This window comes from Methanospirillum stamsii (assembly GCF_003173335.1).
GTDB lineage: Archaea > Halobacteriota > Methanomicrobia > Methanomicrobiales > Methanospirillaceae > Methanospirillum > Methanospirillum stamsii.
This window is the reverse complement of the sequence record NZ_QGMZ01000006.1, coordinates 61,850-79,946: the sequence shown is the minus strand read 5'-3', so window position 1 is coordinate 79,946 and position 18,097 is coordinate 61,850. Positions and strand designations below refer to the sequence as shown.

Here is an 18,097-nt window from a genome sequence, read left to right as displayed (position 1 = left end):
AGATATGATATCAGATTTATCAATTGAAAATTTTAAGTCAATCAAGAAACTGGATCTCAAATGCAGAAAGGTAAACATCTTTCTTGGAGAACCAAATACTGGTAAATCAAATATACTGGAAGCTTTAGGGATATTGAGCTTTTGTGGTCAGAGTGACTATAAAAAAAATAAATCACACATATTAAACGATCCTTCAGGTTTTCCCTCATATCCTCCGGAAAAACAAGAAACATTTGAAGTTCATCAAATACAGGAAATATCCTCATATGTCAGGTTTGAGAAGATGCAAAATCTCTTCTTTAAATATCAGATAGATAATCCTGTTTCAATATCTCTTCGTGATTCTTCAAACTCTATTGCCCATTCCCGCATTCAGAATGTTACGATCACCATGAGTGGTGATGAATGTAAAGTTATTCATCGTCAAGGCAGTGATGAGGATGAGATTGAGAAGTCAGGTATTGGAAGAGAAGTATCAATATTTAGTTCATCCGGTAGGGTGAAAAATGAAATAAACCGTGTCCAGGAGTTAAATTCAATATTCTTTTACAAATTTGTTGATCTGTTTCAATTCCCTGATTCGTCGAATGCTCCGCTCAAGTCACCATATGGACAAAACCTCTTTTCTGTTGTCATGTACGACAAAAAATGTTTGGAAATTATGAAGGAACTCTTTTCATCCAACGAATTTAAATTCGTTCTGAAACCCGGAGAAAATAAGTTCGAATTCCAGCAGGAAGAGGACAATATTGTCTATACCTATCCGTACCGCATTTCTTCAGATACTTTGCGACATGTTGCTTTTTACACGATAGCAATAGCTTCTCAGAAAAATGCCACACTTATCTTTGAGGAGCCTGAATCTCACACATTTCCCTATTATACGAAATACCTTGCCGAGCAAATCTGGCTTGATACGAGTAACCAGTTTTTCATTGTTACTCATAACCAATATCTCCTTTCCACATTAATTGAAAAAGTCAGAAAGGAAGATATTGCAGTAAATATTGTCACCAGAAACGATGGAGAAACTCAGGTGACGCAGCTTGGTCCGGATCAGATCTCTGAAATGATTTGTACTGATCCCTTTTTTGACCTGGATTCTTTTCTGGAGAGTAATGAGTGATTGCAACGGAATGTAATCCGGATACCCATCTTGTACACAAGGTTTTTGGTGCTCGGAGAAAAAATTGTAAACATCAGGGAAATAAAGGGAAGGTCATTAATTTCGTTGTGAATAATTCCGGAACCATTGGTATGATCGATGAAGATCCCGATAGCAATCAACCAGGTATTTTATCTTCAGCAAATATTATTGAAAGATGTGGTGATTTGATTTTAATGGAGATGAAAAATGGTTCATTTATCATTCAGATATCACCAAGACTTGAAGATTGGTTTTATAAGTGGGCAAAAGCCCAAAAGATAGATCCTGGTGAATTTGGTCTTCCACGGGATCCTAATACTCTTCATTCAATCCCTCATTATGAAGATAAATCCGGGTTTCAGAAATTCATTCATTCTCTGGCACAAAAAGACAATGAATTGATGACATTGAGAAAATGGATAATCGATAATGCTTAAATCCGGTCAGATGATCCGACCATGGCCAAAGAAGCAGGCTGCTTTGTTTATGGAGACTAATATCGAATCACTTATGGAGCTTTAAGAAAAATATCACTTAAGACTATGGCAATTCCTGATTATCAGGCATTCATGCTTCCGGTCCTGTTGGCAGTAAAAGATGGTAATGAACACTCCAATCAGGATATCTATAAACTAATTGCATCTTCATTTCAGCTTTCTGAAGAAGAATTAAACCAAAAACTACCGAGTGGAGTTCAGTCAACCTTTGATAACCGTGTTGGCTGGGCTAAAACATATATAAAAAGCAGGACTGGTTACAACTCCGTCACGAGGAAAGGTGAGGATTACTGAACGGGGATTATCAGTCCTCAGTCAGAATCCCGGTCACATAGATCAACAATTTTTAAAGCAATTTCCTGAATTTCTAGAGTTTCAAGGCTTTAAATCTGATAATCAGTCATCATTCGAGGAACGCCCGGATTCTTTGGAAAATGAACTGACCCCTCAGGAAATACTCGAAAATAGTTATCAGGATTTACGAAATAAATTAGCTCATGAACTGTTATCCCAGGTATTCAGTAGTTCACCGGAATTTTTTGAGAGGTTGGTCGTTGATCTTCTGGTTGCTATGGGTTATGGGGGGTCAAGGAGTGAAGCAGGTGAAAGGGTAGGAAGATCCGGTGATGATGGAATTGATGGGATTATTAAAGAGGATAAGTTAGGACTGGATACGGTTTGTATTCAGGCCAAAAGATGGCAGAATACTGTTGGAAGACCCGAAATACAGGCATTTGTTGGTAGTCTTGCCGGTAATCGTGCACGAAAAGGGGTGTTTATCACAACCTCCCGGTTCTCAAAAGAGGCATTGGAATATGTCCAGCGGATTGAACAGAAAGTTGTGCTCATTGACGGGGAAACACTGACAGAGCTTATGATAGATCATAATGTCGGGGTGTCAGAAGAATCACGATATATTGTAAAGAAAATTGACATGGATTATTTTGAAGAGTAAATGGCAATATTGTTTCCTTTCTGATACGCAGTAATTACGTTTGTAAAATGTCTGAATATCCGGGTTGTCCACCGTCTAAACTGGGTTGCATGGATAGAATTGAGCGGTATCCGACTGAAATGACCGCGTCAAGGTTATAGTAGTCGATTTTTCGGGATACGTCTCGGTTTCCCTCCCGTTGAACTAATCGGAATTTCCGATAAGTTGTCTCCCGGTTGAGTTCTCCTCTCTCAAAGATACTATTCAGATGTTCGCTGATGGTTGGTTGGGCAACATCAAAGAGGAGGGCCATCATCTTCTGGCTCAGCCATATCGTCTCATCCTCATACCTGACTTCATTGCTCCTTTCTCCTGATTCCAGAGTGAAGATTAGAAAATCAGCAGTGCTGTTCCGGATGAGTTTTTTTCCATCGCCTTCCATTATACCTTCTATGTGTATTCCGAATAGGGGATTTCGGATAATTTTGAAATTCTCTTTATAATGCAGAATGAGACTGGTTTTTTTCCATCATTCCACTTAACCCATCTATACAATTCATTTCGCAGTATATAAGCGATTTTTTATGAGTATAATAATCCACCTTTTCACAACTTTTAGTTATTTCACCATGTATTCCTGGTTATATCCCTAAGTTTATGAATGAATAACTTACGAATGACTAATCGGCTTTTCTTCAAACGATTTTTTGAAACACAAAAACAATTGTATCATGAGCTGGGTGTTAGCCCACCGTGCTCGTTATGGATGAGCGGGCCTCCAGGGTGCAGGGGAGATATCCAAGGTTGATAAGATAAAGGATAATTATGTTCAATTGTGCAAATAATGTATTGTGAGAAATCGGATTTTTTTTGACACTCCTGAAACACCAGATTTTTCCTAAAATTTACGTATTCAACCACTGGTTCCCATACACATAATTACGAGAAATGACTAATAAGATAACTTAAAGAGATTTTGTGAGTTTTTAAACCTTACATCTCAATGAGGACACTGAAGATATGATAATTCGAGCAAAAGTCATTGGGAAGCAGATTCAGCCACTTGAACCGATACCCTTTCATGACGGTGATATAATTACAATCCGAATTGAACCTGGTTTATACAGTCTAGCCCAGGAATTAGGGGAAATCCCGGTTTCTGAAAACATTGATTCTGTTCTGGATGAAATTCGCCATAAAAAATATTATGAATAAGTGCGTTCTAGATTCTTCAGTAATAATTAAAGGTTTTTTCCCACCAAAAACTTCTCTCCCTTTAGAAATTTATAATCGTGAGATTCTTACTCACAAAAAATGCATGTACCTCTTTAAAATCATTGAAGAACGATTTATTGAAGTCATATTGCCAAAAGTGAGTATAGTTGAAGTTGCTGCAGTTTCCCGTCGGTTTACTGACAAACAAACCAGCCAGAAGATAACATCCCGCCTCTATTCAACTAGTACACTCGTCTCTGAAGAAGAAATCTTCCATGAATCGTGGAAGATTGCTGAATCTCAAAGTTGTTCAGGCTTTGACTCATATTTCATTGCACTTGCATACCGGGAGAAAATTCCACTATTTACCGATGATGAGGGTATGCATCATCATGCATTGAAGAAAGGTGTTCTCTCTATTTTGATACGTTTATCAGAAATATCAGATATTGAAAAGACATTATTTTGAAGAGTAAATGACTATTTTTTTTCTTCCTTATATGTAATAATTGCGTTTACACAATAGTAATCGGTCTGAAGAACTTCGTTTCCTCTTTACGTGACTCTTTCCGGAGACCCTGGCTATCTATGAATTTTTACTTTTATCAATCCGGTATCTTCCTTTGGGAATGAAAATCTCAAACCTGGCTCCTTCTCCCTCGATACCGGTCTCGTAAATAGATATACCGGTAATCCCCAGAACTTCACGGACAAAATAAAGACCCATTCCCTTTTTCTTTTCACTTCTCCGTGAGAAGATACTCTCTTTTATGGATTCTGGTATACCCGGACCGTCATCCTCGAAGAATAAAATGATATCGCTGTCTCTCTTCTCATAATATACCCGAAGATACGACGTCTTATCTTTACCATGCATTACGATATTTAATGCAAGGTTATAGAACACCTTCTCAAGCAGGGGATCTGCAAAGATATTGAGCCCCTCTAAATCTTCTTTTCTTTCAAGATGGGTCAGATCCAGATGGGAAATTGCAAAAAGATAAGCCTGACGAACATTCTGCCAACTGGCCGGATTAATTCCCATATCCTGGTAATCTTTTGCAAAATCCAGCGATTGTGAAATCTTTTGGATAATATGATACTCTTTTTTTGTCAAATCCCTGAATGATTCATCATCAAATAACTCATCCTGAACCTGCAGATAACCGGCAAGGGTAAAAATATTATTCCTGATATCCATGAAAGTGATGGAATTTAAGAGTGCAAGTTTTTTCCGTGCTTTTTCAAGGGCCAGTTCAGCATTCTTCCGGTTTGTAACGTCACTCAATACAGACTGGATTTCTCTTAAAGAACCATCTTCGTTGAAAAATCCGTGTATCCTCTGATGGATCCATTTCTCCTTACCTTCGGACACGGTTACCCTGTGCTCAACTGAGCATACCGGTTCTCCCTGTCTTAATGATTCCATACAACCCTTCATTCCATGCAGATAGTCATGCAGGGCCGGAATCTCAAACGATGAATGAAGAATATCTTCCCTTTTAAGATTAAAGAAATTACAAAATGCATTATTGACAAATATTATCGTATTATCAGATTTAAACCGGATGATGAGATATGTCTGGTCTTCAACAATGCTCCGGTACTTCTGCTCACTCTCGATGAGTTCCTTCTCAATATCTGCCAGTTTTTTATAATTACTCCGTAATACTTCCTCATTTTGGGCAAGTTTACTATTCGCTTCCTCCAATTCAAGATTTTTGTTTAAAATCTCTCGTTCAAACTCTTTCTTTTCAGTGTAATCAACAAATGTGGCAAACATTTGTTTTTTTCCGGGCATTAATGTGATACTGGCAATAATATCATGAATGTTTTGATTGCGGTCAAGGAATTGAAATTCATATATCCCCGGAACATCTGTATCTCCTGCAAAACGCCGGACATAATACGATGTCATGATATCTAGATCATCAGGATTGGCAACAAATTCTGTCCATTGCTTTTTTCCGATAATCTCTTCCCTTGAATACCCCCATAATGTCTCAAATTTTTTGTTTACATGAGTGATGATATTATCACTTGTTAAAATGAAGAGGGGATTTTCAGAATGTTCAAAAATAGTCCGATACTGCTCCTCGGATATCTGCAGTTCTTCTTTTATTTCTGAGAGTTCTGAAATCTTCTTCTCCAGGTTGTCATAGAGCCGGTTTAGATCATCCTGCATCTGATTCATACTCCGGGCAAGCACCCCGACCTCATCCACCCGGTCAGTTCCGACAATCGTGCTATGAAGATCCCCTTTCCCAATCTTTGTGGCATTATCTGTAAGAGATATTATCGGTGTGATAAGGTGACGGGAAAGAAGATATCCCAGGATTATTGCAGCGATTGACCCGATGAGAAGGGACAGGACGGTCAGGACCATCATCTGATGTGTCCTTAAAAAAGCCTCTCTCGTTGAAATTTCGGAAATAACTGCCCAGTCAGTCCCTTTTATGGGAGAGAATGCCCCAATGACCTCTTCGCCATGAGATCCGGTATACACTGATTCAGATAATCCATCCTCTTCTCCTGAAGCAAAAAGTAAAACCGGGGGAATGGCACCAGGATTTGTCCCGTACCGGTTTAAGACCTGTGATATCTCCTGGTCAGCAATAATCGTTCCATTCCTGTCAACAATATAGAAATATCCGGTCTCACCCATATCAATGGCATTTATCTCAAACCAGAGGTGAATGATACTGGCTGTTCCAATGAGAATCTGGGAGACATTTCCTTTCGTATCTTTGATTGGAATGACGAGGTCGATCGATAATAATCCGGTATTTTGAGATAGGTATATCGGACTTGTACTGGTCTCTCCCTGTAACGCCCGGGTAAACAAATTGTCCTGGGATCTGTTCTGCAATTCATCCGGAAGATAGGTATAATATCTGGAAACTTTGAGCAGTTCTTCTCCATCAGGGGCTAGTATGGTGCATTCGCTGAAAATTCCTTTTCTGATGTTTAAAAAATCAATTATTGCGTCTTTTTGCTCCCGGACAGACATCTGTGATAATCTGGAACTGGTGACAAAAACGGTAAGTTGATCAGATGTATCAGAAATATATTGGGATATTATAAATCCAATCTCTTCTGATACCTTGTCCTGGTATTTATAAACATTTTGATATTGTTGTTCATGAGCAATCCAGATAAGGCTGATGCCAACCACCAATATGAAAATAAGGACAAGAAATGTAACTGCAAATATCAATCTTGTTGCAATACTTTTCTTTACAGGAACCGGACTATCAGGTTTTCTTATCATACTAGTTCTGGATGAGCTTGGGGAGAATTACTTCCCCTCCGGCATACCGGGCAGGCCAGACGGTAATCCATGTGCCATTTTGTATCTGCATCATGCTGAGTTTTTCGTAACTGTTCTGCCCATCTGAATCAAAGGCAATAACATCATCAGGAAGAAAAATCATCTCCCTGCTAATGATATTTGTCTGGTTGATTGCTTTTTTAATACTCTCAGTATCCAATGATTCTGCCCGTTCAAGAGCGTCTTTTAGAACAATAACTGCCTGATAGGTATATGCTCCATCTCCTGTTATATCGGTTCCGAATTGTGTGCGGTACCGTTCATTTAATACAACGCCATAGGATGTATGTTTTGAAAATTCTGATACTGAAAAAACCCCGTTGGCTGCTCCTCCAAGTTCATGGATAAAGCCCTCCGAGATTGTTCCCCCGGCTGTATCAATGACTGGGCCGGAAAATCCGGCATTACTGAGTTCTCTCTGAATAAGAACAGCATCTTTTAAATATGTGGTAATAAAAATTGCATCAGGTTCTGCCTGAAGCGTACCATTCACTTCATCATGAAGTGATGTCACTTTGTCTGCTGCATAACTGACATCACTCACTACCTCATATCCGGCCTTTTTTAATAAATCCCGTTCAGAAAAGGCAGATGCTGTTCCATATGCCGTATTTTCATATAACAGGGCCACCCGGTTTATTGGTTTTATTGATAATTGTCTGAGATAATCAAGGAATTGAACTTTTGAGGATGAGTATATCTCAATCTCCGGACAAATGCGAAATGTGGACTGAAATCCCCTGTCAATAATTACATCAGATAATCCGACGTTGACAATGAACGGTACATTATATGTCTCGGCCACCTGTGTTGCTGCGATTGTAACACTACTCTGATATGCACCGATTAATGCCAGAGCCTTCTCCTCGGTTATTAATCGTTTTGTTTCATTGGCTCCGATATCCGGGACTCCTTTTGAATCAGCTATTATGATCTCTAATTTTTTCCCCCCTTTAGATGCAATTCCTCCTTTTTGATTTATTTCTTCAACTGCAAGGAGTGTTGCATTTAAACAGTTCTGTCCGAAGTCTGAGAGATCTCCGCTCAGGGGCAGGATAATTCCGATGGTAATATTCTGTTCATCTGAATTATCAGTCCGGTCCACACATCCGGAAAAAAAGGTAATGCAGGTGATAATTACGAGAGAAATACAGAGTTCTACAATTACCTTTTGATACCCCTGCACTGAATCAATCATCTATTATTGTGATTATGCGGGTCTTTACTATAAGAAATTTCGTCAGTGATAACACCATGCTGGTGTAAGAATGTCTCTAAAAATTTTTCGTGATTTAGAACAATAACCGTCAAATTCTCAATTATTTTTTTCGGACAATGGGCAGATAATAAAGATATATTTAAAGGTTACTTATGCACTGCATAAGGTCCGAATTCTCTGATCCCTTTATAAGTAAAAATTTTTAACCGGACTATTTGCACCGCGTTGGTTCACTATATATCCGTATTTTGGCAATTGGGAAGTAGAGAGCATGAGTCTAATACTCATGTCCCTCCGAAACCCCAGGAGGATAATCATGACCAAAATCATCAACATCGGTGCTTTCCTGTTTGGATTGTTGCTGCTGACACTGGCTATATTGCCTGTATCAGCCGGAACTCCATTCGGCACCCCTGTAGGAAATGCAAACACCGGACTTCCAACCACACTCCCGATTGAAATTCCACAAGGTATCGGCACCGTTGGTTCGGATGGGAATCTCCATGTAAACCTCGTCAGTGAACATGAGACTTCCGCGTTGACCGGGGGACAGTCATTCTCTCCGGTCCAGATTGCAGGAGCCTATCAGGACAAGACCATGAAAAAGACTACCGGTGTTGATGGGTCTCTCTTTGAAGGAGGTGCAGATATCGATTATACTGTAGCACCAGATAATTCAGTATCCGGAAAAGTAGCCTACAAATTCATAGAGCAGGGTTGGACAATAAAAGTAAAAGGCACCGTCTCCGGTCAGGTCAATGATAACGGGGGCCTAACCCTGTCCTCAAACGATGCATCGGTAAAATATGCCGGACAAACGTATCCAATTTCCATGACCGTAAACGCTCAATATAATGGAAACGAATTCGAAGGAACAAAAGTAATCTCGGCAGCAGGCGTTACCGGAACTCTTGATTTCACCGGTGAGAGAGTCCAGTAAACCCTCGTATAGTCCGTAGAATAACATAATTATCCTCCTCTTTTTCCGGGGAAAATCCCGGTTTTTTCCAGATTGTAATATAGTGGTTTAAGAAAATTTTACATATTAATAATTAAAAACATAAAAATGTCTTTTAATATCTCCCAATTTTTAAATAAAGAGCATATTGTCTGTTTTCTAATTCTTCTGTAAAAATGATCACAACCTTATTGAAGCCGAAGGATAAAGGGAAAGTTTATGCTCAAAATTGTTTTGATTATCGTTCTGATATTTTGCATGCTGGTTGCACCTGTACTGGCAGTATCGAATGTGATATCCCAGGGAGCTGAAGTGTTTCTTGGTGAGGAGGGTCTTGATGTAAGGGCTGCACTTCCATCACCATATTTTCACATCGCTTATTATCCGCCGGGAGCAACACCCGGAAGGGATCAGCCACTGGATATCAGATCGGTTAATGCATTACAGTTCAGTGTTATTCCATCATTATATATTGACCGGACCGGTGCCTGGTACCAATGGGATCAGGCACAGGGAACTCCGGGAAATGTTGCCTTTATCGTCAGGGAACCCAGGATATCATTAAAAGTATTAGATCAGGAAACTCTTGCAGACAGATCCTTTGGAACGGTTCCACGGGGAACGCAGATTGTTATTGAGGTCGAGAGCAACCTGGCAGGAGTAACTCACAGACCTGGTTTCACTGGAAAAGATGGCCCAATTGATCTTCGAGTTATCACTCCCGGTGGGGGTACTCTTTCTGCAGTTGCACTGCCTTCCGGAGATGAGTACCCGTTAAGTGCCTTTATTCCATCCAGTGACCTGTGTTATGCACCACCTGTGGATATCGGAGGCTGGGACACAGGAGGTAAAGGGTACCAGGCAGGTCTATACCGCATAGAACCTTACTTCTCGTTTAACCGTGTCCGGGAAAACCTCAGGTCTATGAACAAAGGGTACCAACTCAAAGGAACAGAGATAACACTTGGAGCAGACAGAATAGGACTTTCTTTATCCACAGACCAGGTAATCAGGAGTGATCCTTTCTCAGTTACTATCACCGGTACACCTGGTTCTCCCTATCTGGTCTGGGTGGATGCAGGAGGAAGGACTGGTAATTCTGGTGACCAGCCACCTATGATAGTATTAGCTCAGGAAGGAGTAAAACAGGACCAGCCATTTGGCCCATACAATATCGGGTCGTATAAACCGGCAGGAAGCACATACAGCATCAAAGATCTGGTTGCTTCTGAACCGTATGGAGGAGTCAGATATTATGCAGAACTGACCCCTGACCGGAATGGAAAACGCACGGTTCAATTCTTCACATCATCTGAAACCGATGACGGAATATATACAATACGGATTGAAGGTCCCAAAGGAGTATCTTCACCAAAGACTGAGCGAAAGCAGGTTGAGATAGTCATGGGAACCGTTACGGTAATCACTGACCGGAGCACCTTTGCACTTGGTGAAGATATATTCCTATCCGGAAAAAACACCGCTTCATGTGACACATATCTCTTCATGACAGGTCCAAACCTCCCGTCTGTAGGTGGAAGACTTGATAATCCCGGACAGGCGGTGGAAAATGGGAATCCTTCCAGTTTCATGGTAACTACGGGAGATTGTGAGACTTGGGAGCTCCGGTTTAATACCGGAAATCTGGGGATTGACTTTGGAACCTATACTATCTATGCCGTATCTTCACCATCCGACAGGTATCACCTTGATGGAACATCCTATGATACTATTCCGGTATCATTCAGACGATCTTCTATATCTTTGACCAAACCTGCACAAACTGTTGCAAAAGGAGATGATCTGTTTATTTCCGGAACACTTGGAGGAGACATAGATACCGGAGTTGCTGTCTGGATATTTGGCAGAAATTTTTTCAGATACGATACTGCAAGAGCCGAAAACAGTGGTGACTTTATACACGAGTTGTCAGGTCCGGTTACTGCATCTATGGATCCGGGAGAATACACAGTGATTGTCCAGCACCCGATGGGAGATGGAGAATTTAGTGTGAGACCTGATAATGACCGGCAATTAGTGCTTGGATCACAACCATATACGGGAGCTCCACAGTTCAGGATTGGTGGACCGGGAGCATTGCAGGGTCCGGCAGCAGCAACCGCACTTATCGAGGCCCTGAACAGTCCATTTATCGATGACGTATATGCTGAATATTCAATCAACATAGTAAACCCGGTAATAACCTTTGATCCGGCATCACTCGATGGTACGGTTAATAAACCGATTATTGTCTCTGGGACCACAAATATTGAAGAGGGATCCAGGATTCTGGTTGAAGTTACTGATGACTGGTTTGGACCGACTTTAAAAACTGAACGCTCGACAACAGCAGGTTTCTCAGGAGTTGTGAAAGTGCAGACTGACACAGATGGAATGAATTTCTTTTCACTTGAAATTCCTGCAGGACGAATATCTGTTGGTTCATACCGGGTCATTGCACATTCCATTTCCTCACAGGCTTCTTCTACCGGAACACTAAATGTCAGTCTGAAAGAGACAAAACTAACACCAACTGTCAGTCCTGCTCAAAAAGGAACAACTGAACCGGAACCTGAGAAATCTGCTGCCCCTGTAACGCCAAAATTAACATCAGATATTGTAACCGTCGTAACCGAGGCGGCTGTGACAGAAGAAATACCAGTATCTTCAGTTCCATCAGAAATGGCTCCAGGAATGGGAATTCCTGTCCTTATCCTGGTCATTGCTCTTATCTTCGGAATTACCATCTATGGAAAGATTGGTGTTTCATCAGACGGCCAGGAAAAGATGAAAACTGAGGACGGAGACAAAACCTGTCAAGAACCAGAAACCAGGCTAAAAAGATAATTGTTGTTGTATTGCATAAAGTCAGGTTTTTCCGGGACAAAAACCTGATTTTAATCTATCATTTAAGGAATTACTATTTAAATAATCCGGATTACAATTGGATTCATCTATTCTCCAGACCTTGTTTCCGGATGATATCCACGACTTTTTCTACCACATGCTCAAACATCTCATCTGAACAGTCAATCCGGATATCAGCATACTTTTCATACAGGGGAATTCTCTGGTCAAATAGATCATGAAGAGTCTGACCCGGAATCCTGACAATACCCCTGGTTTTGATGTTGCTCAGTCTTTTGACCATCTCATCATAGGAGATGTTTAAAAATACGACAATACCCTGGGACTTCAGGTGTTCCATTGCCTCTCTCCCATACACTGCACTCCCTCCGGTCGCAATGACGCTATTGAATGGATGAAGAGAAAGGATTGATTCTTCCTCTTTTTTCAGGAAAAACTCCGGTCCATCTGTATCGATGATTTCCTGCAGAAGTCTTCCGGTATGTTCCTGTATGACGATATCAGTATCAATAAATTTCATTCCCAGGGTTTTGGCAAGAATTACTCCTACGGTACTCTTGCCTGCACCGGGAAGACCAATAAGGACAATATTCTTCATGGGACTCTTAGTTCTTAGTACCATTAATCTGAACGGTAAAGGATTATTCCCTGTTTCAGTATTGGTGGATAAACCATAAAGTCCGGAAAAAGGTATTGGGGGAAGACTAGAGATAGATAAAAGCGGTCAGCATGAGTCCGGTGATTATGGTCAGAATGACAGCGACCGGGGCACATTTTTTAATAACCTCTCCTTCAATCCCAAGGCTGTCAATTACTGCCGCAGCATTGATAATTTTCGCCGGTGCAATCGCTGAAGCTATTCCTCCTGCAACAGCATGAGCTGCATATACCTGCATGAAATCCAGGTTCAAAACGTCGGTTGATTTTTTCACAATACCATAAAACATAACATTCGATGAAGTTTCACTTCCGGACACAAACGATCCGAAAAGACCCATAATCGGACTTACGAGAGGGAACGAAGCACCAAATACCAGGGCCAGGGTAAGCCCAATCACTGCATTCATGTTCAGGTCTGACATGCCTGGAACAAAGCTGAGACTATTATTGATGACACTCTGTCCGGACCAGTCCATGATATATGCAACAGCAAAAAGAGCAGCTGCAGCAACGGTAGGGGCCCAGGCACGTCTCATCCAGAGTTTTACGATCTTATCTGCCTCTTCTTTCGTCCGAATCAGGACCGGAGCAGCAAGCAGGGTACTGATAAACACCCAGAAGTATGCCTGGTTTAAGATCTTCAGATCCACTGATTTATCTGCTACTATCGTAATTTTCTGGAGGGGACCGATGAATTCATAGAGGCCTGACTGGATAGCCGGGATGCTGATGATAATACAGAAGGTAACAAGAAGTAACCACGGAAAGACTGCCTTCCAGAGTGGCATTCCCGCATTTTTTATCTCATTCTCATCCAGTTTAGCAAGAATTTGTTTTCCTTTGATGAATCTTAGCAGGAAGAGCACAAGGATGGTAACAAGTCCTGAAAAGACTCCTACCAGTCCGATTGCAGATGAGGGGAGGATATGAACAAAAATGATACAGGATATCCCAAGAGTCAGTCCTGCCACAACAGCCTGGAAAAGGCCTTTTCTGACACCTTCTATTCCGTCGGCAATCCAGAGCATACTGAGAGCGAAGGTGGTAGAAATGACCGGGAGAAAAATGGCGATGTTGCTTCCAAGATGGCCTGCATCAAGGTTGAATACAGTTGCCGGCAGCGTAATCGGGACTGCAAGCAGGGAAAAAGAGGTGAGCGGATCGTACCCAAGGCAGGGAAGAGCAACTGCTGCAAGGGGTGAAAATCCTAAGGCCAGCATGATTGGAGGGAGCATCGTCACCGGTGTTGCCCCGATTGAGACAAGAAATGATCCAAATCCCACATTAAGGATCATAATCTGTTCATATCGCTCTGCAGCAATAGCTTTGATATAGATGGAAATTGCACGAATTGCTCCGGTCAGGTCCATCATGGTCACCTGGAGGATGGTGAAGAGTACCATCAGGGATATCCCGAAAGAGGCAAGTATGCCATTTAATGATGCATAGGCTACGATTTCAGGTGTGGTATTGAAGAAGAGTATTGCGATGATTCCGGTCACAATCCAGCCGATGATGCTCATGAGTGTTCCTGACAGCCGCAGAAAAACAAGGCCTACAAAGATTACCAATATGGGGATAATTGCGAGAATAAAAAGTACATTCGTGTCCAATCCAATCTACCGTCCGCTTCAGGAATAGAGGAAATTGCAATCTGTTGATCCGGTTATTCGATATAGTGACCAGTACCGGATGTCTGCAATTTCTCAATGTCTTTAGACGTTTTTTTCGAGCTCATATAAACCTTGATATGTGGTAGCATGTCACTCCAATTTCTCTGTTTTTTAGTGATATTCAAAAAATAAGAGATATTCTTGGTTCAAATTTCTTAAGATATAAAAAACCATCGGTTGCATTGCACCATCTGCTATCTTTCCCGTTTATTTATAAACAAATTTTTGAAAATTTTCAACGTGCACCACATTGGTTTGATATATATTCGTATTTTTGCAATTGGAGGGTAGAGAGCATGAGTCTGGAACTCATGCCCTCCAACCTTTAAGGAGGATAATCATGACCACAACATTCAACATCGGTGCTTTCCTGTTTGGAATGTTTCTGCTGACATATGTTCTGTTACCTGTATCAGCCGAAACACCCTTTAACACTCCTGCAGGAACTGCAAACACCGGACTTCCGACCTCACTTCCGATTGAAATTCCACAAGGTGTCGGTACGTTAGGTTCAGATGGAAATCTTCATGTAAACCTTGTCAGTGAACATGAGACTTCTCCGGTGACCGAATTTGGGCAGTCCTTCTCCCCGGTAGAAATTGCAGGGACTTTTCAGGATAAGACCATGAAGAAGACCACCGGTGTTGATGGGTCATTATTTGAAGGAGGTGCAGATATCGATTATACCGTATCACCAGATAACTCCGTATCAGGAACCGTAGCCTATAAATTCATCGAGCAGGGATGGACAATAAAAGTAAAAGGCACCGTCTCCGGTCAGGTCACACCGAATGGAGATCTTACCCTGAGATCAAACGATGCCTCAGTTAAATATGCCGGCCAGACCTATCCAATCTCCATGACTGTTAACGCTCAATATAACGGCGATCAATTCGAAGGCACAAAAATAATCTCCGCAGCAGGTGTTACCGGAACTCTTGACTTTACCGGTGAGAGAGTCCAGTAACCCGGAATAGCCTTACGAACAACTAGTTATCCTCCTTTTTTATTTTTTTGTGTTTTTCTGTAATAATCCAGAAAGACAGGCTTATATCCTGAAGTGCATGGAGTTTCCAGGAATAATCTTGGTTTATTTCGATTATTCTAAAATCGTTTGCAGGGCTGTCCAGATTTTTTTGTCAGTCGGTTTCCCCGTTGTTTATTATCTGTGCATGTTTCTCTTTAAATGAGGAGAGAATGACAATTTTTGTCTCACATAACTTCATGGATAAAGTCACATTGTAGCAACCGGGGTTTTGTACATCCAATAAGTAAATATGAATATCAGAATGAGTAACGGTTTCATTATGTGGGAGATCATTTCATGGAAAGTACTGTCCTTGATCTTATAAATATCATAGAAAAAGAGACCGGACCCCTGTCAAATATCGAGCGGGCCCTCCTGATTACCGATGGTTCTGTGACCAGGCTTTTGGAGGTGTTCTCAAATGCTCCGGTCGGGGTGAGGACAATCTGCCAGAAAATTATCCCGGCTTCTCCGGATATTGCTGCAAGGTTGGATATTTCTCCGGATGAACCGGTAAATTATCGTGAAGTGGATCTCTATAATAAAAATAACCTGAATACCCTGATTCATGCAATTTCTTACGCACCAATCTCACATCTTCCGGAAAATGCACTGGTCCGTCTGATGAACGAAGATGAACCGATTGGGTATATTATGCGGGATGAAATGATGGAATCCAGAAGGGAGATTATATCTCTGGAGCGACTCCCATCGCAGCAGCCGGGTGCGGGAAAACCCGGGATTTCCCGTGTTTCTTCTTCAATAAGCAAGTCATACCGGATTATTCATAACAACCGGCCGATATTTCTGATTAACGAGATAATTCCGGAAAACCTGTTTTCAGAACGAAAAACCATCCGGATTCAGACACCATCCCGGATTCATATCGGGCTTTTGGATATGAATGGTGAGTCCGGACGAGTTGACGGTGGGGCCGGGATTACGCTAGACAACCCAGGATTTGAGATACGTATTTCTGAAGCAGATGCATTCTCTGTTACTTCATCAGATGCAAAAGTAAGTCAGAATGCTGAGTCGGTCATAGAACGGTTAAGAGCCAACGGGCTTGATATTCCACCTCTTCACATCCACATTGATCAGGCAATTCCATTCCATTGCGGGCTTGGTAGTGGAACCCAGCTTGCACTGGGTTTAGCTGCAGGTATCTCCGGATTTCAGGGTGAATCTTATTCTGATAGTTACCTCATTGGTTTAACTGGCAGGGGAGGGACTTCCGGAATCGGAACGAAGGCTTTTTTCCAGGGGGGACTTATTGTTGATGCCGGACACCGGTTTGGTCCGGGGAAATCCAAGAGTTCGTTTGCTCCTTCTTCTGTATCTGGTGGTGCAGGTTTTGCACCGCTGATAAGCAGGTATGATATCCCAAAAGAATGGAATTTTGTTCTTGCCGTTCCTGATGGACTCCATGAAATTCACGGGACTGATGAAGTAAACATTTTCCAGAAGTGTTGTCCGGTTCCGGTTCATGATGTGCAGGTATTGTCTCATATTCTTCTCATGAAACTCATTCCCGGAATAATCGAGCATGATTTGGATCAGTTCGGAACTGCTATAAATGAATTCCAGGAATATGGGTTTAAAAAGTGCGAACTTGATATCCAGCCTCCGGTTATCAGAACTCTGATGGAAAGCATGAGAGATGCCGGTGCATCTGGTGTAGGGATGAGTTCTTTTGGTCCGGTGGTATACGGGGTCTGTGATACCGGGTCATCATCTGTGATTTCTGCGGCAGAAGAGGTCATGAATGATTATTCCGGCGGGAAAACTATCCTTACCAAGGGAAGAAACCAGGGAGCGAAGATAGTATCATAAATAGGAAAAACCCCGGGTTCTCTCTTTTTTCGCTTGAGATGATAGTCTCTCTATGGGATTTTTTTCCTATTCCGGATACCGGAGCAGTGTAATAAAGGTATTGGTTGCACTACCAAAAATATGATTTGTCAATTATTTTCTAAAAAATTATACCGTTTTTTTCTTTTTGCACTTCATCGTCAGAGTTTATACGCTGTTTTGGTAATTGGATAGTAGTGAATATGGGTATGTTCGGTTACCATGTTCATCCGGAGAATAATAATGACACTAAACCTGAATGCAAGGGCTGCACTTAAGTATGGACTTATCTGGGAGTTTTTTGCAGTTCCGGATTCAGTAGGTACACGTCCCTTTATTATTCCCCCCCCTTTAAAAACCGAATTCTCTTCCACACCTATCACACAGTCGCCTGAAAGGAAAGGTACAGTTGATGAAGATGTTTTTTTGGATTTGTACTCAGAAAAAACATGTCCTCCTCTGAATGCAAAGAGTTTCCTTGATCTAACGAGTACCGTAATGGTTCAATATGATACGATTGAAAAGAAGGATGATCGGTTCATTACTCCCTGGGGAAGGAGAGGAATCGATTATCCTGCTTTAATTATGCCGCATCCGGGGGAAAATTCGAACATTCTTCTATTTCGCGTAAATTCCTATTTTAATTTTTTATTCTCGTGATCATCCGGTGTAATCCGGGTTTCAGGTTTCTTCATAGTATACCTGCCTGCTAAGTAT

Annotated in this window: 16 protein-coding genes; 10 read left to right on the top strand and 6 right to left on the bottom strand. The window is 41.4% G+C overall.

Annotated features, from left to right (window positions below; genetic code table 11):
- The first annotated feature begins 4 nt into the window (after nucleotides 1–4).
- From DLD82_RS02170 to DLD82_RS02160, 4 genes are all read left to right on the top strand, one after another.
- Nucleotides 5–1,126, top strand: a complete 1,122-nt coding sequence (locus tag DLD82_RS02170; RefSeq protein WP_109939467.1) for an AAA family ATPase — start codon at nucleotides 5–7, stop codon at nucleotides 1,124–1,126.
- The gene (locus DLD82_RS02165; protein ID WP_109939466.1) at nucleotides 1,123–1,584 is read left to right on the top strand and encodes a hypothetical protein; all 462 of its coding nucleotides are present in this window, start codon (nucleotides 1,123–1,125) and stop codon (nucleotides 1,582–1,584) included. Before DLD82_RS02170 ends, DLD82_RS02165 begins: the two co-directional genes overlap by 4 nt.
- A 105-nt stretch (nucleotides 1,585–1,689) precedes the next feature.
- Nucleotides 1,690–1,938 (top strand): winged helix-turn-helix domain-containing protein, encoded by a 249-nt coding sequence (locus DLD82_RS19110; protein ID WP_245920340.1) that lies wholly within the window; start codon nucleotides 1,690–1,692, stop codon nucleotides 1,936–1,938.
- Nucleotides 1,925–2,599 carry a restriction endonuclease gene (locus DLD82_RS02160; protein WP_245920339.1) on the top strand — a complete coding sequence of 225 codons (675 nt, stop codon included), beginning with the start codon at nucleotides 1,925–1,927 and terminating at the stop codon, nucleotides 2,597–2,599. The genes DLD82_RS19110 and DLD82_RS02160 overlap by 14 nt, the downstream gene beginning before the upstream one ends.
- Before the next feature lie 34 nt (nucleotides 2,600–2,633).
- On the opposite strand, the gene rhuM is transcribed toward DLD82_RS02160, so the two are convergent.
- Nucleotides 2,634–3,020: a RhuM family protein gene (rhuM, locus tag DLD82_RS02155; RefSeq protein WP_245920338.1), complete on the bottom strand. Its 387-nt coding sequence runs from the start codon at nucleotides 3,018–3,020 to the stop codon at nucleotides 2,634–2,636.
- A 578-nt stretch (nucleotides 3,021–3,598) separates the two neighbouring features.
- Here rhuM and DLD82_RS02150 point away from each other — a divergent pair.
- Both DLD82_RS02150 and DLD82_RS02145 read left to right on the top strand, forming a co-directional pair.
- Nucleotides 3,599–3,793 (top strand): hypothetical protein, encoded by a 195-nt coding sequence (locus DLD82_RS02150; protein WP_109939465.1) that lies wholly within the window; start codon nucleotides 3,599–3,601, stop codon nucleotides 3,791–3,793.
- Nucleotides 3,762–4,262, top strand: coding sequence for a type II toxin-antitoxin system VapC family toxin (locus tag DLD82_RS02145; protein ID WP_109939464.1), 501 nt, complete (start codon nucleotides 3,762–3,764; stop codon nucleotides 4,260–4,262). Before DLD82_RS02150 ends, DLD82_RS02145 begins: the two co-directional genes overlap by 32 nt.
- 117 nt (nucleotides 4,263–4,379) lie before the next feature.
- On the opposite strand, the gene DLD82_RS02140 is transcribed toward DLD82_RS02145, so the two are convergent.
- A complete protein-coding gene (locus tag DLD82_RS02140) occupies nucleotides 4,380–7,064 on the bottom strand; it encodes a PAS domain S-box protein (RefSeq protein ID WP_109939463.1) in 2,685 nt (894 codons plus the stop codon).
- A 1-nt stretch (nucleotide 7,065) separates the two neighbouring features.
- Nucleotides 7,066–8,322: an ABC transporter substrate-binding protein gene (locus DLD82_RS02135; protein WP_109939462.1), complete on the bottom strand. Its 1,257-nt coding sequence runs from the start codon at nucleotides 8,320–8,322 to the stop codon at nucleotides 7,066–7,068.
- A 337-nt stretch (nucleotides 8,323–8,659) separates the two neighbouring features.
- Here DLD82_RS02135 and DLD82_RS02130 point away from each other — a divergent pair, with 337 nt between their 5' ends.
- Nucleotides 8,660–9,283 (top strand): hypothetical protein, encoded by a 624-nt coding sequence (locus tag DLD82_RS02130; protein WP_146199661.1) that lies wholly within the window; start codon nucleotides 8,660–8,662, stop codon nucleotides 9,281–9,283.
- A gap of 237 nt (nucleotides 9,284–9,520) precedes the next feature.
- Nucleotides 9,521–12,148 (top strand): DUF3821 domain-containing protein, encoded by a 2,628-nt coding sequence (locus tag DLD82_RS02125; protein ID WP_109939460.1) that lies wholly within the window; start codon nucleotides 9,521–9,523, stop codon nucleotides 12,146–12,148.
- 103 nt (nucleotides 12,149–12,251) lie between these two features.
- On the opposite strand, the gene DLD82_RS02120 is transcribed toward DLD82_RS02125, so the two are convergent.
- Both DLD82_RS02120 and DLD82_RS02115 read right to left on the bottom strand, forming a co-directional pair.
- Nucleotides 12,252–12,767, bottom strand: coding sequence for a shikimate kinase (locus DLD82_RS02120; RefSeq protein ID WP_109939570.1), 516 nt, complete (start codon nucleotides 12,765–12,767; stop codon nucleotides 12,252–12,254).
- A 106-nt stretch (nucleotides 12,768–12,873) separates the two neighbouring features.
- Entirely contained in the window at nucleotides 12,874–14,442 is a 1,569-nt protein-coding gene (locus tag DLD82_RS02115) for an L-lactate permease (protein ID WP_109939459.1), read from the bottom strand.
- Between the two features lie 400 nt (nucleotides 14,443–14,842).
- Between DLD82_RS02115 and DLD82_RS02110 the strand changes: the two genes are divergently transcribed.
- Nucleotides 14,843–15,469: a hypothetical protein gene (locus DLD82_RS02110; RefSeq protein WP_109939458.1), complete on the top strand. Its 627-nt coding sequence runs from the start codon at nucleotides 14,843–14,845 to the stop codon at nucleotides 15,467–15,469.
- Between the two features lie 357 nt (nucleotides 15,470–15,826).
- Nucleotides 15,827–17,362: a beta-ribofuranosylaminobenzene 5'-phosphate synthase gene (locus DLD82_RS02105; RefSeq protein WP_109939457.1), complete on the top strand. Its 1,536-nt coding sequence runs from the start codon at nucleotides 15,827–15,829 to the stop codon at nucleotides 17,360–17,362.
- A gap of 179 nt (nucleotides 17,363–17,541) precedes the next feature.
- Here DLD82_RS02105 and DLD82_RS18190 read toward each other — a convergent pair whose 3' ends face one another.
- A complete protein-coding gene (locus tag DLD82_RS18190) occupies nucleotides 17,542–17,763 on the bottom strand; it encodes a hypothetical protein (RefSeq protein ID WP_146199660.1) in 222 nt (73 codons plus the stop codon).
- Nucleotides 17,764–18,097: the final 334 nt, after the last annotated feature.

What these genes read in the sequence shown, in the direction of transcription:
- DLD82_RS02145 (WP_109939464.1), top strand. Translation starts at nt 3,762, where the DNA reads ATGAAATTCGCCATAAAAAATATTATGAATAAGTGCGTTCTAGATTCT.
- DLD82_RS19110 (WP_245920340.1), top strand. Translation starts at nt 1,690, where the DNA reads ATGGCAATTCCTGATTATCAGGCATTCATGCTTCCGGTCCTGTTGGCA.
- DLD82_RS02140 (WP_109939463.1), bottom strand. Translation starts at nt 7,064, where the DNA reads ATGATAAGAAAACCTGATAGTCCGGTTCCTGTAAAGAAAAGTATTGCA.
- DLD82_RS02130 (WP_146199661.1), top strand. Translation starts at nt 8,660, where the DNA reads ATGACCAAAATCATCAACATCGGTGCTTTCCTGTTTGGATTGTTGCTG.
- rhuM (WP_245920338.1), bottom strand. Translation starts at nt 3,020, where the DNA reads ATGGAAGGCGATGGAAAAAAACTCATCCGGAACAGCACTGCTGATTTT.
- DLD82_RS02125 (WP_109939460.1), top strand. Translation starts at nt 9,521, where the DNA reads ATGCTCAAAATTGTTTTGATTATCGTTCTGATATTTTGCATGCTGGTT.
- DLD82_RS02170 (WP_109939467.1), top strand. Translation starts at nt 5, where the DNA reads ATGATATCAGATTTATCAATTGAAAATTTTAAGTCAATCAAGAAACTG.
- DLD82_RS02135 (WP_109939462.1), bottom strand. Translation starts at nt 8,322, where the DNA reads ATGATTGATTCAGTGCAGGGGTATCAAAAGGTAATTGTAGAACTCTGT.
- DLD82_RS02110 (WP_109939458.1), top strand. Translation starts at nt 14,843, where the DNA reads ATGACCACAACATTCAACATCGGTGCTTTCCTGTTTGGAATGTTTCTG.
- DLD82_RS02120 (WP_109939570.1), bottom strand. Translation starts at nt 12,767, where the DNA reads ATGAAGAATATTGTCCTTATTGGTCTTCCCGGTGCAGGCAAGAGTACC.
- DLD82_RS02105 (WP_109939457.1), top strand. Translation starts at nt 15,827, where the DNA reads ATGGAAAGTACTGTCCTTGATCTTATAAATATCATAGAAAAAGAGACC.
- DLD82_RS02150 (WP_109939465.1), top strand. Translation starts at nt 3,599, where the DNA reads ATGATAATTCGAGCAAAAGTCATTGGGAAGCAGATTCAGCCACTTGAA.